Source organism: Enterobacter sp. MGH 38, from assembly GCF_000492855.1.
GTDB lineage: Bacteria > Pseudomonadota > Gammaproteobacteria > Enterobacterales > Enterobacteriaceae > Enterobacter > Enterobacter hormaechei_C.
On record NZ_KI535608.1, the window covers coordinates 76,362 to 94,577 of the forward strand.

Genomic DNA, 18,216 nt, shown 5'->3' on the forward strand with positions numbered 1-18,216 from the left:
CGCCACCGGGCAACAGACGGCGAATTACTTCGCAGGGATTGCTTTCAGCAGCTCAGTCAGCAGCGTCCAGTAGTGACCGACGCTTTCAATATGAACCTGCTCATCCGGGGAGTGTGGCCCGGTGATGGTCGGCCCAATGGAGACCATGTCCATATCCGGATACGGTTTCTTGAACAGACCACACTCCAGACCCGCGTGAATAACCTGAATGTTCGGGGTGCTGTTGAACAGTCGCTGATAAGTTTCACGCACCAGTGCCATGACCGGAGAACTTGCATCCGGCTGCCAGCCCGGGTAGCTGCCTTTTGCAGACGTTTTCGCGCCCGCCAGGGTACCCAGAGATTCCAGCATGCTCACAACGTACTCTTTACCGCTGTCGATCAGGGAACGGATCAGGCAGATGATCTCTGCGCTGTCGTCACCCATGGTCACCACGCCCACGTTCAGGGAGGTTTCCACCACGCCTTTCGCCACGTCAGAGTTGCGAATAACGCCGTTTGGCGTTGCGTTCAGCAGCTGGACGAACGTGTCACGAGACTGTGCGGTCAGCGCGGCTTTATCCGTCGTAACGGACTCCAGCACCACCGTCAGGTTTTTCTCTTTTGCAGACAGTTCGTTTTTCAGGATCTCCAGATACACGCTGGAGAGTTTTTTCAGTTCGTCCGCTTTCGACGCAGGCACTGCCAAGGTAGCGAAGGCTTCGCGAGGGATCGCGTTACGCAGAGTACCGCCGTTGAAGTCCACCAGACGCAGATCCAGTTCAGCGGCATGGCCCGCCAGGAAACGCGCCAGCAGTTTGTTGGCGTTGCCCAGGCCCAGGTGAATATCCCCGCCGGAGTGACCGCCTTTCAGCCCTTTCAGCGTCAGCTTAAAGGTCTCGAATCCGGCAGGGATCGCTTCGCGGGACAGCGGCAGGGTAGAGATGAAATCGATCCCGCCCGCGCAGCCCATGTAGATCTCACCTTCTTCTTCGGAGTCGGTGTTGATTAGAATGTCCGCTTGCAGCCAGTTTGCCTGGAGACCGAACGCGCCATCCATGCCCGCTTCTTCAGTCATGGTCAGCAGCACTTCCAGCGGACCGTGTTCAACGCTGTCGTCAGCCAGCACGGCCAGCGCGGAAGCCATACCAATGCCGTTATCTGCGCCCAGGGTCGTGCCCCGCGCCTTCACCCACTCGCCGTCGATGTACGGCTGAATCGGGTCTTTTGTGAAGTCGTGAACGGTGTCGTTGTTTTTCTGCGGAACCATGTCCAGGTGCGCCTGCAATACCACTGGCTTACGGTTTTCCATACCTGCGGTGGCAGGTTTGCGGATAAGAATATTGCCAACCTGGTCGCGTTCAGCGTGCAGACCTTTTTCCTTTGCCCAGCCCATAATATGTTCGGCAAGCTGTTCTTCGTGATAGGAAGGGTGCGGAATGGAGCAGATTTTGGCAAAAATATCCCACAGCGGCTGTGGAGATAATTGAGACAGTTCAGACACGATAGGTCTCCTTGTCGTTGCGCTGCAAAACAATGTTGCAGGTCACAGGGTTAGCAGGTTAATCGTTACCACAAGTCAGGCTTGCGAGATGCAACTGAGAATACCACTTTCTCCCGTGGCTGGTAGCATTAAGCATGTAAAAACTCAGGCTCATGGCGCGTAACACTGGTTTTTAGTGCGTCAGATCTCTATAATCTCGCGCAACCTGGTTCACCCTCATTTTTTTTAAGCCGTATATAAACAGGCTGGGACACTTCACATGAGCGAAAAATACGTCGTCACCTGGGACATGTTGCAGATTCACGCACGCAAACTGGCTGCGCGTCTGATGCCTTCCGAACAGTGGAAAGGCATTATTGCCGTCAGCCGTGGCGGTCTGGTACCGGGGGCGCTGCTGGCACGTGAGCTGGGTATTCGTCATGTCGATACCGTATGTATCTCCAGCTACGATCACGACAACCAGCGCGAACTGAAAGTGCTGAAACGCGCGGAAGGCGACGGTGAAGGCTTTATCGTTATCGACGATCTGGTGGATACCGGCGGTACTGCGGTGGCTATCCGCGAAATGTATCCAAAAGCGCACTTCGTCACTATCTTCGCGAAACCAGCGGGTCGCCCACTGGTTGATGATTACGTCATTGATATCCCGCAGGATACCTGGATTGAACAGCCATGGGATATGGGCGTGGTCTTCGTACCGCCTATCTCTGGCCGTTAATTTCAGTACGTAACTTTACACGCCCGGTTATGCCGGGCGTTGTTCTTTTTACCCTGCCACGCGTTACAATGGTCTTCATATGACGTATCCATGGAGGCAACGCAATGACGCAGGCGAATCTCACCGAAACTCTCTTCAAACCCCGTTTCAAGCACCCTGAAACGTCGACGCTGGTGCGTCGGTTTAATCCGGGGACAATGCCTGCCGTTCAGTCAGCGTTAGACGGTAAAAACGTGCCCCACTGGTATCGAATGATTAACCGCCTGATGTGGATCTGGCGCGGCATCGATCCGCGTGAAATCCTCGACGTGCAGGCGCGTATCGTGATGAGCGAGTCCGAGCGTACCGACAGCGATCTCTACGATACGGTGGTGGGCTACCGTGGTGGAAACTGGATCTACGAATGGTCAAAGCAGGCCATGCTCTGGCAGCAAAAAGCGAGCCAGGAAGAAGATGCCACTCTCAGCGGCAAGCACTGGCTGCATGCGGCAAACCTTTACAGCATCGCTGCATATCCGCATCTTAAAGGCGACGAACTGGCAGAGCAGGCGCAGGCGCTGGCAAACCGGGCTTATGAAGAGGCTGCGCAGCGGTTGCCTGGCCGGATGCGTGAAATTGAGTTCGCCATTCCCGGCGGCAGCCCGGTGACCGGATTCCTGCATATGCCGGAGGGGGAAGGGCCGTTCCCGACGGTTCTGATGTGCGGTGGACTGGACTCGTTACAAATTGACTATTACAGCCTGTATGAGCGCTACTTTGCCCCAAACGGAATCGCCATGCTCACGCTTGATATGCCTTCCATTGGTTTTTCATCCAAATGGAAACTTACGCAAGACTCCAGCCTGCTGCACCAGCATGCATTAAAAGCGCTGGAGAATATCCCCTGGGTTGATCACACCCGGGTTGGCGCGTTTGGCTTCCGCTTTGGCGCTAACGTCGCGGTACGGCTTGCCTACCTTGAATCTTCACGCCTGAAGGCCGTCGCCTGTCTTGGTCCGGTGGTGCATGCTCTGTTAAGCGATCCTGCGCGTCAGGGTAGCGTTCCTGAGATGTATCTGGACGTACTGGCGAGCCGACTTGGCATGCATGATGCTTCAGACGAAGCGTTGCGCATTGAACTTAATCGTTATTCATTAAAAACGCAGGGCTTACTCGGCCGCCGCTGTCCAACTCCGATGATGTCCGGTTTCTGGAAGAACGATCCGTTTAGCCCGGAAGAGGAGTCACGCTTAATCACGTCGTCATCTTCTGATGGTAAATTGCTGGAGGTGCCCTTCAGCCCGGTGTACCAGAATTTTGACAAAGCGCTGAAAGAGATCACACGCTGGATCACGCAGAGATTGTGTTAATAGTTTGCTAAATTTCGTTGGTTTGGTAAAACAGTGCTTCACAAAAGGAGATCGCAATGACGTTACCGAGTGGACACCCGAAAAGTAGACTGATTAAGAAGTTCATGGCTCTTGGCCCGTATATTCGAGAAGAGCAGTGTGAAGAGAATCGCTTTTTTTTCGACTGCCTGGCTGTTTGCGTCAACGTGAAGCCTGCACCCGAAAAACGTGAGTTCTGGGGCTGGTGGATGGAAATGGAAGCACAGGAAAACCGTTTTACCTATACCTATCAGTTTGGCCTGTTTAATAAAGACGGGCACTGGCAGGCGACGAGCATCAAAGATCAGGAAGTGATCGATCGCCTGGAGCATACGCTAAAAGAATTTCACGGCAGAGCTCGCGACCTGCTGGCAACATTGGATCTGAAGCTGGAGCCTGCGGACGATTTTTCCAGCGAAGCGGTGAAACTGAGAGCCTGATGATGTCCCAGCCCCGGGTGGCGGCTACGCCTTACCCGGTCTGAAAAATGTACTATCCCGTACGCCCGGTAAGCACAGCGTCACCGGGCACAAAAAAACCGGCTCAGCGCCGGTTTTTTTATTACCACAACATCAGAACTGGTAGGTCATGCCCAGCGCAACGATATCATCGCTGCTTACGCCCAGTTTATTATCGTCATCAATCTGATTGATCTTATAATCAACAAACGCAGACATATTTTTGTTGAAATAATATGTCGCACCTACGTCGATGTATTTCACGATATCTTCATCGCCGATACCTTCGATATCTTTGCCTTTAGACTGCACGTAACCCAGAGATGGACGCAGACCAAAGTCAAACTGATATTGCGCGACCACTTCGAAGTTTTGCGCTTTATTTGCAAAGCCACCGGAAATAGGGGCCATATTGCGGGTTTCGGAATAGATAGTGGCCAGATAAATATCATTGGCATCATATTTCAAACCGGTTGCCCAGCCTTCTGCTTTTTTACCTTCGCCGCGTGCCTGAAGGTTTTGCTCGTTGGTGCGGTCGGAGCTGGCATACGCACCAATCACAGAAAAATCGCTGCCGCCGAAGTCATAGCTCAGTGAGGTACCGAAGCCGTCACCGTTTTGCTTCTTCACGTCGCGGTTTTCATTTTTGCCCTGGTATTGCAGGGTCATATTCAGGCCGTCAACCAGGCCAAAGAAATCGGTATTACGGTATGTGGCCAGACCGGAGGCGCGTTTCGTCATGAAGTTATCGGTCTGTGCCAGGCCGTCACCGCCGAACTCCGGGAACATATCGGTGTATGCGGCGACATCATACAGCGCGCCCAGGTTACGGCCATAATCCAGTGAGCCGAAGTCTTTCAGTTTCAGCCCGGCAAATGCCAGACGTGTTTTTTGAGAAGAGTCGCTTTCAGCTTTGTTACCCGCGAACTCAGCTTCCCAACGTCCGTAGCCCGTCAGCTGATCGTTAATCTGCGTTTCACCCTTAAAGCCGAAACGAACATAAGTCTGGTCACCATCCTTAGCGTCATCATCACTGATGTAGTGCATTGCTTTTACTTTGCCGTACACGTCCAGTTTATTCCCGTTTTTATTATAAACTTCTGCTGCCTGAACAGATGCGGAAGCAACTACGCCCATTACCACTAATGCCAGAGTGCTCTTTTTCATTTTCAATCCTGATTTTATAAAAACGCGCTAATATTCGCTGAGTAATAAGATTCGGCTTATTACCCCGTGAAAAACAGGAAGGGTTTTATCGTTCGTGGGTGAAAGTTTTATGACAAAGTAAGAATATGTCTAAAAAAGTATGTTTTAATTTTTCGGTAATAAAATTGTCAAAATCTGCCGCTACGCTTCCTGATCCCGCGCAACAAAGTGACGGGTCATGCGCTAAGGCAGTTGGCAACGGGGCTGACACCTGTTAAAACGTCTGACTGACATCATTTTCCCTTATTGTTGAACGGCAGAGAATCATGAGTGACAGCCAGACGCTGGTGGTAAAACTCGGTACCAGTGTGTTAACAGGCGGATCGCGCCGCCTGAATCGTGCCCATATCGTTGAGCTTGTACGTCAGTGCGCTCAGTTGCATGCCGCAGGGCATCGTATTGTAATTGTGACATCCGGGGCGATTGCCGCCGGGCGTGAACACCTGGGCTACCCCGAACTCCCCGCGACGATCGCTTCCAAACAGCTGCTGGCCGCCGTGGGACAAAGCCGACTCATACAGCTCTGGGAACAACTGTTCTCCATCTACGGCATTCACGTCGGGCAGATGCTGCTGACGCGTGCGGATATGGAAGACAGAGAACGTTTCCTGAATGCCCGCGATACGCTGCGTGCGCTGCTGGATAACCATATCGTTCCGGTCATTAACGAAAACGACGCTGTTGCCACCGCTGAAATCAAAGTGGGCGACAACGATAACCTCTCTGCGCTGGCGGCGATCCTGGCAGGGGCCGATAAGCTGCTGCTTCTGACCGATCAGCAGGGGCTGTTTACCGCTGATCCGCGCTCTAATCCACAGGCTGAACTGATCAAAGACGTTCACGGCATTGACGATGCGCTGCGCGCCATCGCGGGTGACAGCGTTTCTGGTCTGGGGACAGGCGGCATGGGCACCAAGCTCCAGGCCGCGGACGTGGCGTGCCGGGCCGGTATCGACACCATCATCGCCGCGGGCAGCCGTCCGGGCGTAATCGGTGATGTGATGGAAGGCATCTCTGTGGGTACTCGCTTCCACGCCCAGGCGACCCCGCTGGAAAACCGAAAACGCTGGATCTTTGGTGCGCCCCCGGCTGGCGAACTGACCGTGGATGAAGGCGCGACCGCCGCTATTCTGGAAAGAGGAAGCTCGTTACTTCCAAAAGGAATTAAAAGCGTGACAGGCAACTTCTCGCGTGGTGAAGTGATCCGAATCCGTAACCTTGAAGGTCGCGACATCGCTCATGGCGTAAGTCGTTATAACAGCGACGCGCTGCGTCGGATTGCTGGCCACCATTCCCAGCAGATCGACGCCATCCTGGGCTATGAATATGGCCCGGTTGCCGTGCATCGTGACGACATGATTATTCGTTAAGGAGCCAGAACATGCTGGAACAAATGGGCGCAGCCGCGAAAGCCGCCTCGTATAAACTGGCGCTCCTTTCCAGCCGCGAGAAAAACCGCGTGCTGGAAAAAATCGCTGATTATCTGGAATCTCAGTCGCAGGAAATTTTGCTCGCCAACGAGCAGGATCTGCTGGAAGCGCGTCGCAACGGCTTGAGCGAAGCGATGCTCGACCGTCTGGCGCTGACCCCGGCGCGTTTGAAAGGTATTGCCGACGACGTCCGTCAGGTGTGCAACCTCGCCGACCCGGTAGGGCAGGTGATTGACGGTGGGGTGCTCGACAGCGGGTTACGCCTTGAACGTCGTCGCGTGCCGCTTGGCGTCATTGGGGTGATTTACGAAGCGCGTCCAAACGTGACGGTGGATGTCGCCTCCCTGTGCCTGAAGACCGGTAACGCCGCGATCCTGCGTGGCGGGAAAGAGACCTGGCGCACCAACGCCGCGACGGTAAACGTCATCCAGCAGGCGCTAGAGGAGTGTGGTTTACCGGCGGGTGCCGTGCAGGCGATTGAAAGCCCCGACCGTGCTCTGGTTAACGAGATGCTGCGCATGGACAAATACATCGACATGCTCATCCCACGCGGCGGTGCGGGCCTGCACAAGCTGTGCCGCGAGCAATCTACCATTCCGGTGATCACCGGTGGTATTGGCGTATGCCATATCGTGGTGGATGACACCGCGGAGGTAGAACCTGCGCTGAAGATTATCGTCAACGCTAAAACCCAGCGTCCAAGCACCTGTAATACGGTAGAAACGCTGCTGGTGCATCAGGGCATCGCCAGTACCTTCCTGCCAGCGCTGAGCAAGCAGATGGCGGAAAGTGGCGTCACGCTGCATGCGGACGAGAGCGCTTTCGCCCTGCTGAAAGACGGTCCGGCGAAGGTCGTTCCGGTTAATGCGGAGCAGTACGACGATGAGTATTTGTCGCTGGATCTGAACGTGAAGGTAGTTGCGGATCTCGATGACGCTATTGCGCACATTCGTGAACACGGAACCCAGCATTCTGACGCGATCCTGACGCGCACCCTGCGCAATGCCGATCGGTTTGTGAATGAAGTGGATTCGTCTGCGGTTTACGTCAATGCCTCGACGCGCTTTACCGATGGCGGCCAGTTTGGTCTGGGCGCGGAGGTGGCGGTGAGCACACAGAAGCTGCACGCCCGCGGTCCGATGGGGCTGGAAGCGCTGACCACCTACAAGTGGATCGGCTTTGGTGATGATACCATTCGTGCGTAAATAATCGCGGGTGATGCAAAAATAGCCGTTTGATTCAAAAGGGCATTGACGCATCACCCGGTTAGATCTACTCTTTTGCCCCGTGGTTACGCTCGTAACCGGCCTTTCAGGGCCGATATAGCTCAGTTGGTAGAGCAGCGCATTCGTAATGCGAAGGTCGTAGGTTCGACTCCTATTATCGGCACCATTCAAATCAAGTAGTTACGCGTCATTTGTACCTTCCTTATTTTCACTATGGGACAGATTTGGGACTGAACACCCAAAAATCGAGTCTATTTGCCGCGCATGTTCGGTCAAGTGATTGGGTGCCAGATGAGCATAGCGACGAACCATTTCGATTGACTCCCATCCTCCCATCTCCTGCAACACAGAAATAGGCACTCCAGCCTGAACAAGCCAACTTGCCCACGTATGTCTCAGGTCATGAAATCGGAAATCCTCAATCCCTGCTCGTTTTAGCGCACCCCTCCATGCAGTGTTGGCATCGTAGCGCATCTTCCTCACTACAGGTGATTTGGTTCCGTCAGGCTTAGTGCTGCTTTCCTTGTAAACGAACACCCACTTGTGGTGATTTCCGATTTGCTTTTTCAGCACCCTGCAAGCAGTATCATTCAGCGCCACGCCAATGGCCTGATTAGACTTGCTCTGCTCCGGGTGAATCCACGCAACTTTTCTCTGCATGTCTATCTGCTGCCATTCCAGATTGATGATGTTCGAACGTCTTAAGCCAGTAGAAAGCGCAAACTCTACGACTGACTTAAGCGGCTCCGGGCATTCATCAATCAACCTTCTCGCCTCGTGAGGTTCAAGCCATCTGATACGCTTGTTCTTCGGTTGAGGAACTTTGACGATCGGAGCCTTATCCAGCATCTTCCATTCACGTTCTGCTGCCCTGAGCAACGCCTTAATGAATGATAGGTGAGTTGCTTTTGTGGCTACCGCTGCTGGCTTTGGTTTGTATTCTGGAGGCTTCTTCCCTTTCTTGCGACACGCCTCTTCCATGAGCTTCCAGTTCTCCTCGTGACGGCGATTTGTCATCTTCTGGATAGCAGAGTAAATCTTCGTTTCTGTAATGTCCTTCAACTGCATCCCTGCAAAATGCTGTAGCCAGAATCCGATCCGGCCCTTGTCGTCGTCCAGTGACTTCTTATGAGACTTCTCCTCAAGCCACCTGACACAAGCCTCCTCAAAGGTCATTTCAGGGGTTTCTCCTAATTTACTCACCCTCCATGTTTCGGCCTTTAGCTTGTCATGAAGCTCCGTGGCCTGCCTTTTGTCCTTTGTCCCAAGAGACTGCTTAAATCTTTTGCCGTCCGGCAATGTGAAGCTGGCGTACCAGGTTTCACCTCTGCGGAATAGTGACATTTCAGTTCCTCTGTTATGCCATCACCCGCGCTCACGCCGACAGTATGCAGCGGAGACTGAAGCGCCGCAATGCAGGCTTGCCGTGTAGTGAGGTATGGGGATTTTGGTTTGGAAGGGTCTTTGCGTGTTGCCTGAAGTCGGCCTGTGCGAATCCAGTTGGTTGCGGTAGGTCTGGATATCTTGAGAAATGCACAGGCCTCATCGAGTGTGAGGCTGTGTGATTCCATGGTTACTCCGATAGCTTGAATCGCTTCTGGAATTCTTTCCTTGTTACGCAATATTCAAGATAACTTTCGTTGAATTTAATCATCGGAAAGTCAGCAAACAGGACGCGGGAGAGTCCAACCACTGTAACGATGAACTTTGAATTATCGCCATCAATATTCTGTGACTCGTAAATGCAGCCGCCTTCGATTTTGATTTCTTCGCTGTCTGACATTATCTATCTCCAATAAAAAACCGCCATTGCGGCGGTCTAGTCGATGCGGATGTGTGGAATCTTTCCTGCTGCAACATCTGCGTACAGTCTGTTTAGTTGCTCTTCTGTAACCGATCCATTTGCCCGGAGAGAATGAGACAGTTGTCGCATTGTCTCGTGGCGTCTCTTATCTGCTTCTGATCGGATAGGGCGGAAAGAGCCTGACTTTTGCACTCCGACACAATCAAGCCCATTGTAAGCCTGGCTATTTGACAGCCATGTAAAGGCGATCCCTTCAGATTTGATTAGCTCAATTCGTACTGGCTGCCATCCATCAAATTTAGTTTCATACTCACATTCACACCCCACAGGAGGCAATCCCTCACCATCCCATTCTGGCTTGCTGGCAACTAGTGCGGCTTCGTATTGCTCGCGGGTTACTTCATCATCACCAAAGTCATCTGCCCTTTGGAACTTAAAGTTACTTTGATAATTAGGACCATCAAACAGAGCCCCATCAGGATATTGCTCAAGGCGTTCAACGCCATCGGGCCACCCGCCCCTAGATGGCAATTCCTTAACCAGCAATTCAAGCAAAGTCATCATCAATCTCCTTACGCTAATTTCTTATACACGCGAGGCTCATCAACAGTAGCCGCGCGAAGTTCGTATTCGTGATGCACCGAGTAGTTGCCGTCATCCCACCTGCACCAGTATTTCGGGTGGTCACCCTCTGGCTCAATCTGGCTCTCAACCATCCCTCTGATGCCTCCAGACTTAAGCTGCACTAACGCGCCCACAGCAAATTTAGCCATTTCACACCTCACGCTGCGTCTGTGAATTCAAATAAAAAACCGGCCTGAGCCGGTTCTTTTGCCTTTCTTTCTACCCACTCCGGTATTGATGGAGGGTGGACATTTTCTATGGCTGCGCGCAGCACAGCTGTGCGAGCTAATTTGTCTGTTATCTCAGGAAATCGTTTCTCGGTTTTTGGTACGTTAATAGCAACATTGGTAGAATCTGCGCTGGCGAATGGGTACATACCAAGCACCCTGACATCTAGCATCCTCAATCCGTGAAGCTTAACTTCCGAATTTCTATTGATGTATAGCTCGGTAAACACCTCATTCATGCGATGCTCCCACCACTTTGAACGTATATGCCTGTGAGGTCCGCAGCATCCTATTGCCACCCATTCATACCGATCTGATAGCCTTACAAGTCTTTCAATTGATTCATCAGAGTGCCAAACTGGAACGGCCTTTGAAGCAAGCCAGTGAGGCACAAGCTCTAACTGCTCATCATTCTCTTCCTCAGACCCCTCAATAACATCAGGTATAAGAAACCACTCAATGCGGCTGAACCATTTCCCTACGAAGTCATAAAACTTCTCACTTCGCCTCCCCCAATCCACGGCTATCTTTTTCTTTTTGGATTTATCCCATGCAGAAAACGCTCCGTTATCAAGCCTGATGTCACATGGAAACATCGCGACTTTCTTCATCTGTTCAGGCCTTGCAAAGGAAATAAACGCCCCACCGTCACGGTACAGAGCCTTTATGAGCATATCTGTAGGTGAATCCTTATCACCCCAAATAGGACCTCCGTGAAAGTGGACTGTCATCATCTCTTCCTTAAAATTAATGACCAGATAAAACCTCCGCCAACCTTAGCAATGAACTGGCCGGCAATGATTCCTGGCATAAGAGAGCCGAATGCGATAAGCGGGAACGATATAGAGTCAATGGCTGAAGCAGTTATATTTGAGGCATTTGCCTTAACTGACCACGGCTTGCGAATCAATAATTGATAGACACTACCGTCACCTAGCGATGCGAGAACGAACGAGATTGAAGAGGCAATGGCTATCATCCCGCCTGCTGGATTTATGGTGTAACTGATGACTCCGGAGAGAACAGAAAGCCCAGTAACCTTTATAAATCCAATCCGTTCATGAAGAACGTCGCGAAGGATGAAGTCGAGTCCAATGAGAACGAAGGAGTTGATGATTGACCACCATGGGCCGAACACAAACACCAGGTAGTTAGCTGCGCAAATTGCTAATACATATACCAGTGCAGCCATAACAAGCCCTCTGACATGTGAATGAGTGAAGAGATAGCCGCCCATGCAATAAGAGCCATGATGACGGCTGCCACTGGGTTGAGTTGCATACGGGCTCCGGATAAAGAAAAACCCGCGATGTGCGGGTTTGTTATTTGGCTGGAGGTGAGGGGAGTGGCATCCAGTGAGTTGGCTGGCAGTAAACTCCACCTCCGTTTGGTAGGGGCGCAAAACGGAAATAACCATCCTGTTCATTGCGCTCCATGTAGCCTACCATTACTGCGGGCTTCCTGCCTATCGGTGACCTGTGCGTCATTCAGATGGGTCCAGGTCGCACAGTAGAGTACGCACAAGCATTCACTAAGGCGTTACGCACAAGCATTCACTAAGGCGTAATGAAATATGGGCGAAGAAAATAAAATCGGTCGCCCATCAGATTACTCAGAAGAGTTAGCGGAAAGCATCCGCCTGAGACTGGCGGAGGGTGAATCGCTGCGCTCCGTCTGTCGTGATGATGGGATGCCATGTAAGCAAACGGTGTTGAGATGGATTAGCCGAATCACCTGACCAGTTCCTGCGACAGGTTAACCTGATGTCTAACCAGACTGGAATCGCGTTTAAAGGCCGTGATGCTGCTTATCTGAGAGGGCTGAAGAACTATCTGGAGTCAACGAAGAGAGCGGGGCAGGCAGGGGTAACAACGCCAACCGGACAGCAGGCGATCCCGTTTATAATGGGAATTGGCACTGTAACTAACCCAGCATTATTAGGGGTTGGTGGTGGATATGGATTGCTGGCAAGGATGTATGAGAGCGAGCCAGCACGTAATGCAATGCTGCGTCTGGCAAACACCCCAAGAGGATCCACTGCTTTTGAGAAAGCGCTATCTGACGTCGAGAGAGTCGTTAACTCATTCGCTCAGGGTGCGAAGTCTGAAGCGCTAAGTGAATAGGGCGACGCCAAGACAGATACCGAAAATCAAGAATGCAAAGTTCAACCAGTCTCGTTCCATAAGTCCTCCATTTTTTTAACTAATTATAACCGACCTTAACGCAACGCTGCGCAAGTTCTAGCTTGTGCGGCTTTGCTGCGCCCGGAGCACAGTAAATGTCAGATATCACCGCAAATGTTGTAGTGAGTATGCCTAGCCAGTTATTCACTCTGGCGCGTTCATTCAAAGCAGTTGCAAACGGAAAAATCTATATCGGTCAGATTGATACCGACCCAACTATACCCGCTAACCAGATTCAGGTTTACATTGAAGGTGAGGATGGGGATTTAATTCCTGTATCCCAGCCAATCTTGATCAACGCCGGTGGTTATCCAGTTTACAATGGTCAGATAACCAAGTTCGTGACGGTTAAAGGTCACTCCATGTCTGTGTATGATGCATATGGAGTCCAGCAATTTTATTTCCCGAATATTTTAGGCTATGAGCCTGACCAATTTGCAAGCACTCTTAATCTTTCATGGCTAAGGGGGATGAACGGATTTTTGGGCGGGGATGTATACCCGCCATCAATTGGCGTAAATGCAAATGTTGGAGAAATTATTCCTGCCGGCACGAGATATATCAGGCTAAATGGAGTTGTGATGATGCTTAGCGCACCATTATCATCTCCTTTAACTATTGCGAGTTATGACACAACGTCTATCAATGGTTCTGTAGAACTTTACCCTGTAACCTTTTTTCATGAGGTTAATTCAGGGTGGAAAATCGCACAGAATGACGCCCAGTTACAGAGGTTGCTTGGTGTTGGTGGAAATATAATTCTGTCCTCAGAAAACTATACGCTGTCAGGCGATTTCACGGTAAATAGTGATTTAACTATTAAATCAAAATGGAAAAAAACAAAATTCACAGTCAACCAATTTTGGCTGAGAACACCATTAACAGCGTCAATCAGGCAACCATATGACATAACAATTGATGGTTCGATAGATTGGGAATTTCACAGCAATCAGATAACAATGCACCAAATCCATCATTTGCAATCATAACTGGGGGGAAATGTTTCTTAAGGGATATTTCTATGCATGGATCGTGGTACAGCAATGCAGAGTGCAACACTGGAACAGAATTCTATGCATACAACGTATATAGCTACGATGCAGGGCTAGGGAAGCAATCTGGAGGGTCAGGAGATGCAGAAACTAGGCTAGGCTCTGGCCTTGTAGTTAAAAACTTTGGTAAAGTATTTATAGATGGCTTCAGAGGCATAAACACCTACCAGTCAACCCTATTTGTCTACGCTGACATTGCAAACAGAACAAGCACCATTGATATTTCAAGGACTGAAATTAACAGCTCAGGAGGTAACGGTATCAGGGTGATGGGGTCGGATACAGATCACGTTGGTGCAACCAGGGTAGTTATAAGCAACTTCATCATCAAAAACTGTGAGTCTCATGGAATTAGGTGCAACTTTAGACTCGGTGTTATTAACACAGGTTATATTGAGTCTAGCAATGCATCTTTGGCGATAGAATATGCAAGTGATTTGCTGATATCTGATGTAGTGTCTAGCAGGTGTGCCACCGGGATACTATGTAGATATTATCCATTAGATGGCACAGATAAATTAACATTTTCCAATATCAAGATAAGCAACCCATCTGTACAGGCAATTTATTTCGCAAGAAACTCAGGTAACACTACGAACGCGTTGGGAGAAATAAGGTTCTCTGATATTGAGATAGATATCACAGACACAAACGCGAGAGCTATCGATTTTAGCGGGAAACCGACAGGTACATCAGGAAACTGTGATGTAACATTCAGTGATATCTCAATTACAGGAGCCTGGGCTGACACAAACAGGGCTTTTGTCGAGGTTACTGATTGCAGGCATATTAAATTCGCAGGTGTTACATTCCTGTCAACTCAGGGAACGCCTAGTTCATATATCAAAACAGGAGCATCAACAAGCGTCATAATGAAAGAAGTAACAGCTCTTTCGCACTTCGGCTCCTCATCTGTTGTAAGGCCATTTGAGATCTTGACAGGAACCGAAACTGTTAATATTACTGGATGCGTTATACATGTGACCAGTAATGGTAATGTTGCATATTCCAGTACCCCCACATATAGATATGAGTCGTGCAATCAATTTTTGAATAGCAGCAACAATAAAACATGGACACTGACCAACTACTCCACACAAACAAGGAGCGTAGATGCGGCAAGTAACCCTGCATTAGCAACCCTTATTGCAGATATTGCAAGCAACAATGCGATAACAAGGTAAGCCGAATTCAGCTTACCATTCAATCAGCAACCAACGGGAGATGAGGAAAACCCTCTCTCTCTAATACCTTCTTTTCCAAGGGCATACAAGACAAGGCATAGAGGTATTACAGCAGTTCCAGAGTACACAATATGTCCAGCAACGAATGAAACAAAGAGCGTCATCCAAAAAAATGCCACGCAGATTAAATTATTTTTAGCTTCGTAAGTGATCTTGTTGAGGAGTCGTTTTAGCTTATAGAAATAACTTACAAAGAAAATAATTCCTGGAATTCCAAACCATAAGTAAACATCAACAAAGTCCATTTCTGTTGAGCTTTTAACACCAGAGAATGTCAAATAATCCCTTCCAAATCCAAATACGTAACCGGCACTGAAGTCTAGTAAATTCAACTGGTTTAATGCATCTATTATAAACGTATCACGGTCAGAAAGAACCGCCCTTAACAAACCACCAGTCTCATACATCCATGATAATCTGCTAACAATATCTGAAGAAGTCACTTTAGAAATTAAATCGTCAAAAAACAATACTGTAAATATCATTATGATAATAGTAGTGAACGCCTTTACAACTGCATTTGTTCTGCCAAACGCCCAAACAGCAAATATTATTGCAGTAGATGCCAGAGATGCTTTTGTAGAAAGCATGACTGAACAAAAGAGAAGCATTGACATTGCAAATATGCATACAATTTCATTTTTAAAATAGCATACAGAAAATAATGAGAAAATCATAATAACGAAGGAAAGCTCATTTCCCGAGTAAAAGTATCCTTTTACGCCCATGCTATCACCAGCTGATACTAGTTCGTTGCCATATGAAGAATACCCAAAGCCAAAGAAACCAAGCAAGAAATTAACAAAAAGCAATATAAGCAGTATTGCACATATTTTTCCGATAAATTCTTTACTTGGATTTAAATATGTTAATGTTGTCATTACGATGAAGAACATCATGCATCTTATTGCTATCTGCACTGTTTCAGATATTGTTTCTCCACCTCCGCTTAACGCGAGCACAAATGCCGAGCCGCAAACAAGGAATATTACTGCGGAGATATACCATGATACAACTAAAGGTTTTTTTATTATCAAAATGGAAAAGCAAACTAATATAATGAATGATTTGTATATTTGCGAAACCACCCCAGTATCATATGTATTCAATACATAACCGTTAAGCATATCAATGGGGATTGACATGCTTAACAGCGCAGGGAAAATCAAGTTTATCACTTTCATTCTACTTACCTTGCTTATATTCTAATTTATTTAACAACTTATTACACCTAACATAGTATAAGTCAGAATTATTTTTCGCATAAAAGCCGTCCATTTCCTTATTGAAGGACGTTGCGTACCCTTCAAAGTCTTCTTTTAAAGCTGGCAATCTTTTTATGCAATCATCATATTTCAAATCGAATGATGACCTAATTGTGAAGTTAATATTTGAATCAGGCTTGGCGGTGCTTTCATCTGCACTCTTAGGATAAAAAACAAAAACTACAATGAATATTATTAATGTCAATATTAAAAGGTTGATATATTTCATAGTATCTATTATTAATGAATAGTGTTTTATCATGATATCATCTTACGACATTTTTAGTAAATAATTGACATGAAATCATTTTTAACCATGCCATAACATGCTGCCTTTATTTTGACCGGCAAGACAAAAACTCATCCTAACGCCACCTAATTCTGGTGATCTGCGCTGCTGCGTAGAACGGTTCTTTCTGATAAATGCACTGGCAGCATCAATGCTGACTAGGCAACCCTAAAAAATTTAACATGATAAAAATTAGTGAATTCGGAAAGGTCTGAAGTGTAGCACCATAAAGACTATTGATCGATACCGCCGATAGATAATGCTGTATGCATATACAGTAATTATCGGAGGTGAGTTATGGGGTTCCCGAGTCCAGCTGCTGATTACGTTGAAACGCGCCTGTCACTTGATGAGGTGCTTATCCAGAAACCAGCCGCTACGTACTACATGCGAGCTGGTGAGACTATCTACAGGTGCGGCATCATGAAGGATGCGCTCCTTGTCATCGATTCGTCGCTTAAGCCGTGTGACGGATCGCTTCTTATCTGTGACTGCAACGGTGAGTTTAAAGTAAAGAGGTATCGCACATATCGTCAGCTCCGCCCGAACCTCCTGCGCGAAGTCATCGTCTGGGTTTTCCTCCAGCCAGCGCCGCATGGTCATCCATTTTGCGGCTTCGTACCTGTCCCAGCCTTCCTGGTCAGCCAGCACCATTTCAACCAGGTCATAGCCCTGTTGATCGAAAGACGCAACCAGACCGGGCAGAGTGAGAAAGTCTGCAATCGACGAGACGCCGCAGGCCTGGGCTGTCTCCTCCGTCGCGGGTACCTGACGCCAGTACGGTTCGCCGATGAGCATTATTCCCCCGGGCTTGAGGCTTTTTGCCAGCAGATCCATTGTCCCGGCTACGCCCCCCGCAATCCAGGTTGCGCCAACGCAGGCCGCCACGTCACATTTTTCATTCGCGACGTAGCCGGCCGCATCGTTATGAATGAAATGGACGCGTTCGCTGACGCCAAGTTCCTCTGCGCGCAGTGTGGCCTGCGCGGTGAAGAGCGGGCTCATGTCGATGCCGGTACCGGTAATACCGTAATCACGTGCCCAGGTACAAAGCATCTCTCCCGAGCCGCTGCCAAGATCGAGAATGCGTGTGCCTGGCTTCATGCGTAACACGCGGCCCAGCGTCGCGTACTTCTCTGGCGTAAAGGGGTTATGAATGCGGTGTTCGCTTTCGCTAACAGTAAAAATACGTGGGATATCCATCATCCTCTCCTCAACGATTATCAGGCTGAGCGCGAACGTTGTTCAGCCCCGTAGTGTTAATGCGGTAGGGCTGACCGTTAACGGATTTGATCAGCTTTTTGGTTTTGAGCTTTTTGAAAACGGCGAGCGTGCAGTCAGCCAGCAGTATTCCTTCGCGGCTATAGCATTCAACGGCGGTGACGCGGCCGGAGGTATCGCGGACGTGCACAATACGGCCACCTTTGGCGAGAACGTGTAAGGTACGTTGTTCCTGACGGGATAAATTCATACTGGAAAACCTGTTTAATCATCATGGGCAAAACGTGCAAACACACAGCGGTGTCCGCATACGGTTTCAGCGCATTGATAATCAGTCCGGCCTGGAATGGTCGGGAAGCTGATTATCGGATGATTACATTCTCCAGCATCAAAGCCTCGGATTGAGTTGATAGATATTTA

The 18,216-nt window shown here is 49.2% G+C and carries 19 protein-coding genes, 1 tRNA gene and 4 pseudogenes; 11 read left to right on the forward strand and 13 right to left on the reverse strand.

The genetic code is table 11. The features are described 5' to 3' along the window. Nucleotides 1–24: 24 nt before the first annotated feature. Nucleotides 25–1,482: a cytosol nonspecific dipeptidase gene (gene pepD, locus L384_RS10925; RefSeq protein ID WP_003863206.1), complete on the reverse strand. Its 1,458-nt coding sequence runs from the start codon at nt 1,480–1,482 to the stop codon at nt 25–27. A 259-nt stretch (nt 1,483–1,741) separates the two neighbouring features. On the opposite strand from pepD, the gene gpt reads away from it, so the two are divergent. The 3 genes from gpt (at nt 1,742) to crl (ending at nt 4,007) form a co-directional block, all read left to right on the forward strand. Next, complete coding sequence (gene gpt, locus L384_RS10920) at nt 1,742–2,200, forward strand: xanthine phosphoribosyltransferase (protein ID WP_003863205.1); 459 nt, start codon at nt 1,742–1,744, stop codon at nt 2,198–2,200. Nucleotides 2,201–2,304: 104 nt separating this feature from the next. Beyond that, nucleotides 2,305–3,549: an esterase FrsA gene (gene frsA / locus L384_RS10915; protein ID WP_023295967.1), complete on the forward strand. Its 1,245-nt coding sequence runs from the start codon at nt 2,305–2,307 to the stop codon at nt 3,547–3,549. A 56-nt stretch (nt 3,550–3,605) separates the two neighbouring features. Then, a complete protein-coding gene (gene crl / locus L384_RS10910) occupies nt 3,606–4,007 on the forward strand; it encodes a sigma factor-binding protein Crl (RefSeq protein WP_003863201.1) in 402 nt (133 codons plus the stop codon). 132 nt (nt 4,008–4,139) lie between these two features. On the opposite strand, the gene phoE is transcribed toward crl, so the two are convergent. Further along, the gene (gene phoE, locus L384_RS10905; RefSeq protein WP_003863199.1) at nt 4,140–5,192 is read right to left on the reverse strand and encodes a phosphoporin PhoE; all 1,053 of its coding nucleotides are present in this window, start codon (nt 5,190–5,192) and stop codon (nt 4,140–4,142) included. Between the two features lie 305 nt (nt 5,193–5,497). Between phoE and proB the strand changes: the two genes are divergently transcribed. The 3 genes from proB to L384_RS10890 all read left to right on the forward strand — a co-directional run bounded on the left by proB (nt 5,498) and on the right by L384_RS10890 (nt 8,053). Beyond that, entirely contained in the window at nt 5,498–6,601 is a 1,104-nt protein-coding gene (proB, locus tag L384_RS10900; RefSeq protein ID WP_023324200.1) for a glutamate 5-kinase, read from the forward strand. 11 nt (nt 6,602–6,612) lie between these two features. After that, nucleotides 6,613–7,866, forward strand: a complete 1,254-nt coding sequence (proA, locus tag L384_RS10895; RefSeq protein ID WP_023324201.1) for a glutamate-5-semialdehyde dehydrogenase — start codon at nt 6,613–6,615, stop codon at nt 7,864–7,866. Between the two features lie 111 nt (nt 7,867–7,977). Further along, nucleotides 7,978–8,053 (forward strand) — tRNA-Thr (locus L384_RS10890). Nucleotides 8,054–8,067: 14 nt separating this feature from the next. Here the strand turns inward: L384_RS10890 and L384_RS10885 are convergent. From L384_RS10885 to L384_RS22905, 8 genes are all read right to left on the reverse strand, one after another. Continuing rightward, nucleotides 8,068–9,186, reverse strand: coding sequence for a tyrosine-type recombinase/integrase (locus L384_RS10885; RefSeq protein ID WP_233094110.1), 1,119 nt, complete (start codon nt 9,184–9,186; stop codon nt 8,068–8,070). Then, nucleotides 9,108–9,458 carry a helix-turn-helix domain-containing protein gene (locus L384_RS22770; RefSeq protein WP_071789847.1) on the reverse strand — a complete coding sequence of 117 codons (351 nt, stop codon included), beginning with the start codon at nt 9,456–9,458 and terminating at the stop codon, nt 9,108–9,110. Before L384_RS22770 ends, L384_RS10885 begins: the two co-directional genes overlap by 79 nt. Nucleotides 9,459–9,460: 2 nt before the next feature. Beyond that, nucleotides 9,461–9,670 (reverse strand): hypothetical protein, encoded by a 210-nt coding sequence (locus tag L384_RS10880; protein ID WP_003863189.1) that lies wholly within the window; start codon nt 9,668–9,670, stop codon nt 9,461–9,463. A gap of 36 nt (nt 9,671–9,706) precedes the next feature. Next, complete coding sequence (locus L384_RS10875) at nt 9,707–10,255, reverse strand: hypothetical protein (RefSeq protein ID WP_032628143.1); 549 nt, start codon at nt 10,253–10,255, stop codon at nt 9,707–9,709. An 8-nt stretch (nt 10,256–10,263) separates the two neighbouring features. Beyond that, nucleotides 10,264–10,464 (reverse strand): YodC family protein, encoded by a 201-nt coding sequence (locus L384_RS10870; RefSeq protein ID WP_003863184.1) that lies wholly within the window; start codon nt 10,462–10,464, stop codon nt 10,264–10,266. Between the two features lie 8 nt (nt 10,465–10,472). Continuing rightward, complete coding sequence (locus L384_RS10865) at nt 10,473–11,276, reverse strand: hypothetical protein (RefSeq protein ID WP_225622201.1); 804 nt, start codon at nt 11,274–11,276, stop codon at nt 10,473–10,475. Continuing rightward, nucleotides 11,273–11,734, reverse strand: a complete 462-nt coding sequence (locus tag L384_RS0121095) for a VUT family protein (RefSeq protein ID WP_022650433.1) — start codon at nt 11,732–11,734, stop codon at nt 11,273–11,275. Before L384_RS0121095 ends, L384_RS10865 begins: the two co-directional genes overlap by 4 nt. 130 nt (nt 11,735–11,864) lie before the next feature. Next, nucleotides 11,865–12,029, reverse strand: a complete 165-nt coding sequence (locus L384_RS22905; RefSeq protein WP_108082275.1) for a DUF551 domain-containing protein — start codon at nt 12,027–12,029, stop codon at nt 11,865–11,867. Nucleotides 12,030–12,115: 86 nt separating this feature from the next. Here L384_RS22905 and L384_RS22910 point away from each other — a divergent pair, with 86 nt between their 5' ends. From L384_RS22910 to L384_RS22455, 4 genes and pseudogenes are all read left to right on the forward strand, one after another. Further along, complete coding sequence (locus L384_RS22910) at nt 12,116–12,280, forward strand: terminase small subunit-like protein (protein ID WP_331252503.1); 165 nt, start codon at nt 12,116–12,118, stop codon at nt 12,278–12,280. Continuing rightward, nucleotides 12,273–12,665 (forward strand): annotated as a pseudogene (locus L384_RS10860) (lytic transglycosylase domain-containing protein); the annotation flags it as partial. The gene L384_RS22910 and the pseudogene L384_RS10860, both read left to right, overlap by 8 nt. A gap of 155 nt (nt 12,666–12,820) precedes the next feature. Then, a pseudogene (locus tag L384_RS21925) lies at nt 12,821–13,174 on the forward strand (phage head-binding domain-containing protein); the annotation flags it as partial. 572 nt (nt 13,175–13,746) lie between these two features. Continuing rightward, complete coding sequence (locus tag L384_RS22455; protein ID WP_023324205.1) at nt 13,747–14,961, forward strand: hypothetical protein; 1,215 nt, start codon at nt 13,747–13,749, stop codon at nt 14,959–14,961. 23 nt (nt 14,962–14,984) lie between these two features. On the opposite strand, the gene L384_RS10855 is transcribed toward L384_RS22455, so the two are convergent. Beyond that, a complete protein-coding gene (locus L384_RS10855) occupies nt 14,985–16,205 on the reverse strand; it encodes a hypothetical protein (RefSeq protein ID WP_022650438.1) in 1,221 nt (406 codons plus the stop codon). A gap of 667 nt (nt 16,206–16,872) precedes the next feature. Between L384_RS10855 and L384_RS22775 the strand changes: the two are divergent. After that, nucleotides 16,873–17,043 (forward strand): annotated as a pseudogene (locus L384_RS22775) (LexA family transcriptional regulator); the annotation flags it as partial. Between the two features lie 60 nt (nt 17,044–17,103). Here L384_RS22775 and L384_RS0121110 read toward each other — a convergent pair. Next, nucleotides 17,104–17,778, reverse strand: a pseudogene (locus tag L384_RS0121110) (cyclopropane-fatty-acyl-phospholipid synthase family protein); the annotation flags it as partial. Nucleotides 17,779–17,788: 10 nt separating this feature from the next. Next, nucleotides 17,789–18,046: a YjhX family toxin gene (locus tag L384_RS10850; protein WP_023324207.1), complete on the reverse strand. Its 258-nt coding sequence runs from the start codon at nt 18,044–18,046 to the stop codon at nt 17,789–17,791. Nucleotides 18,047–18,216: the final 170 nt, after the last annotated feature.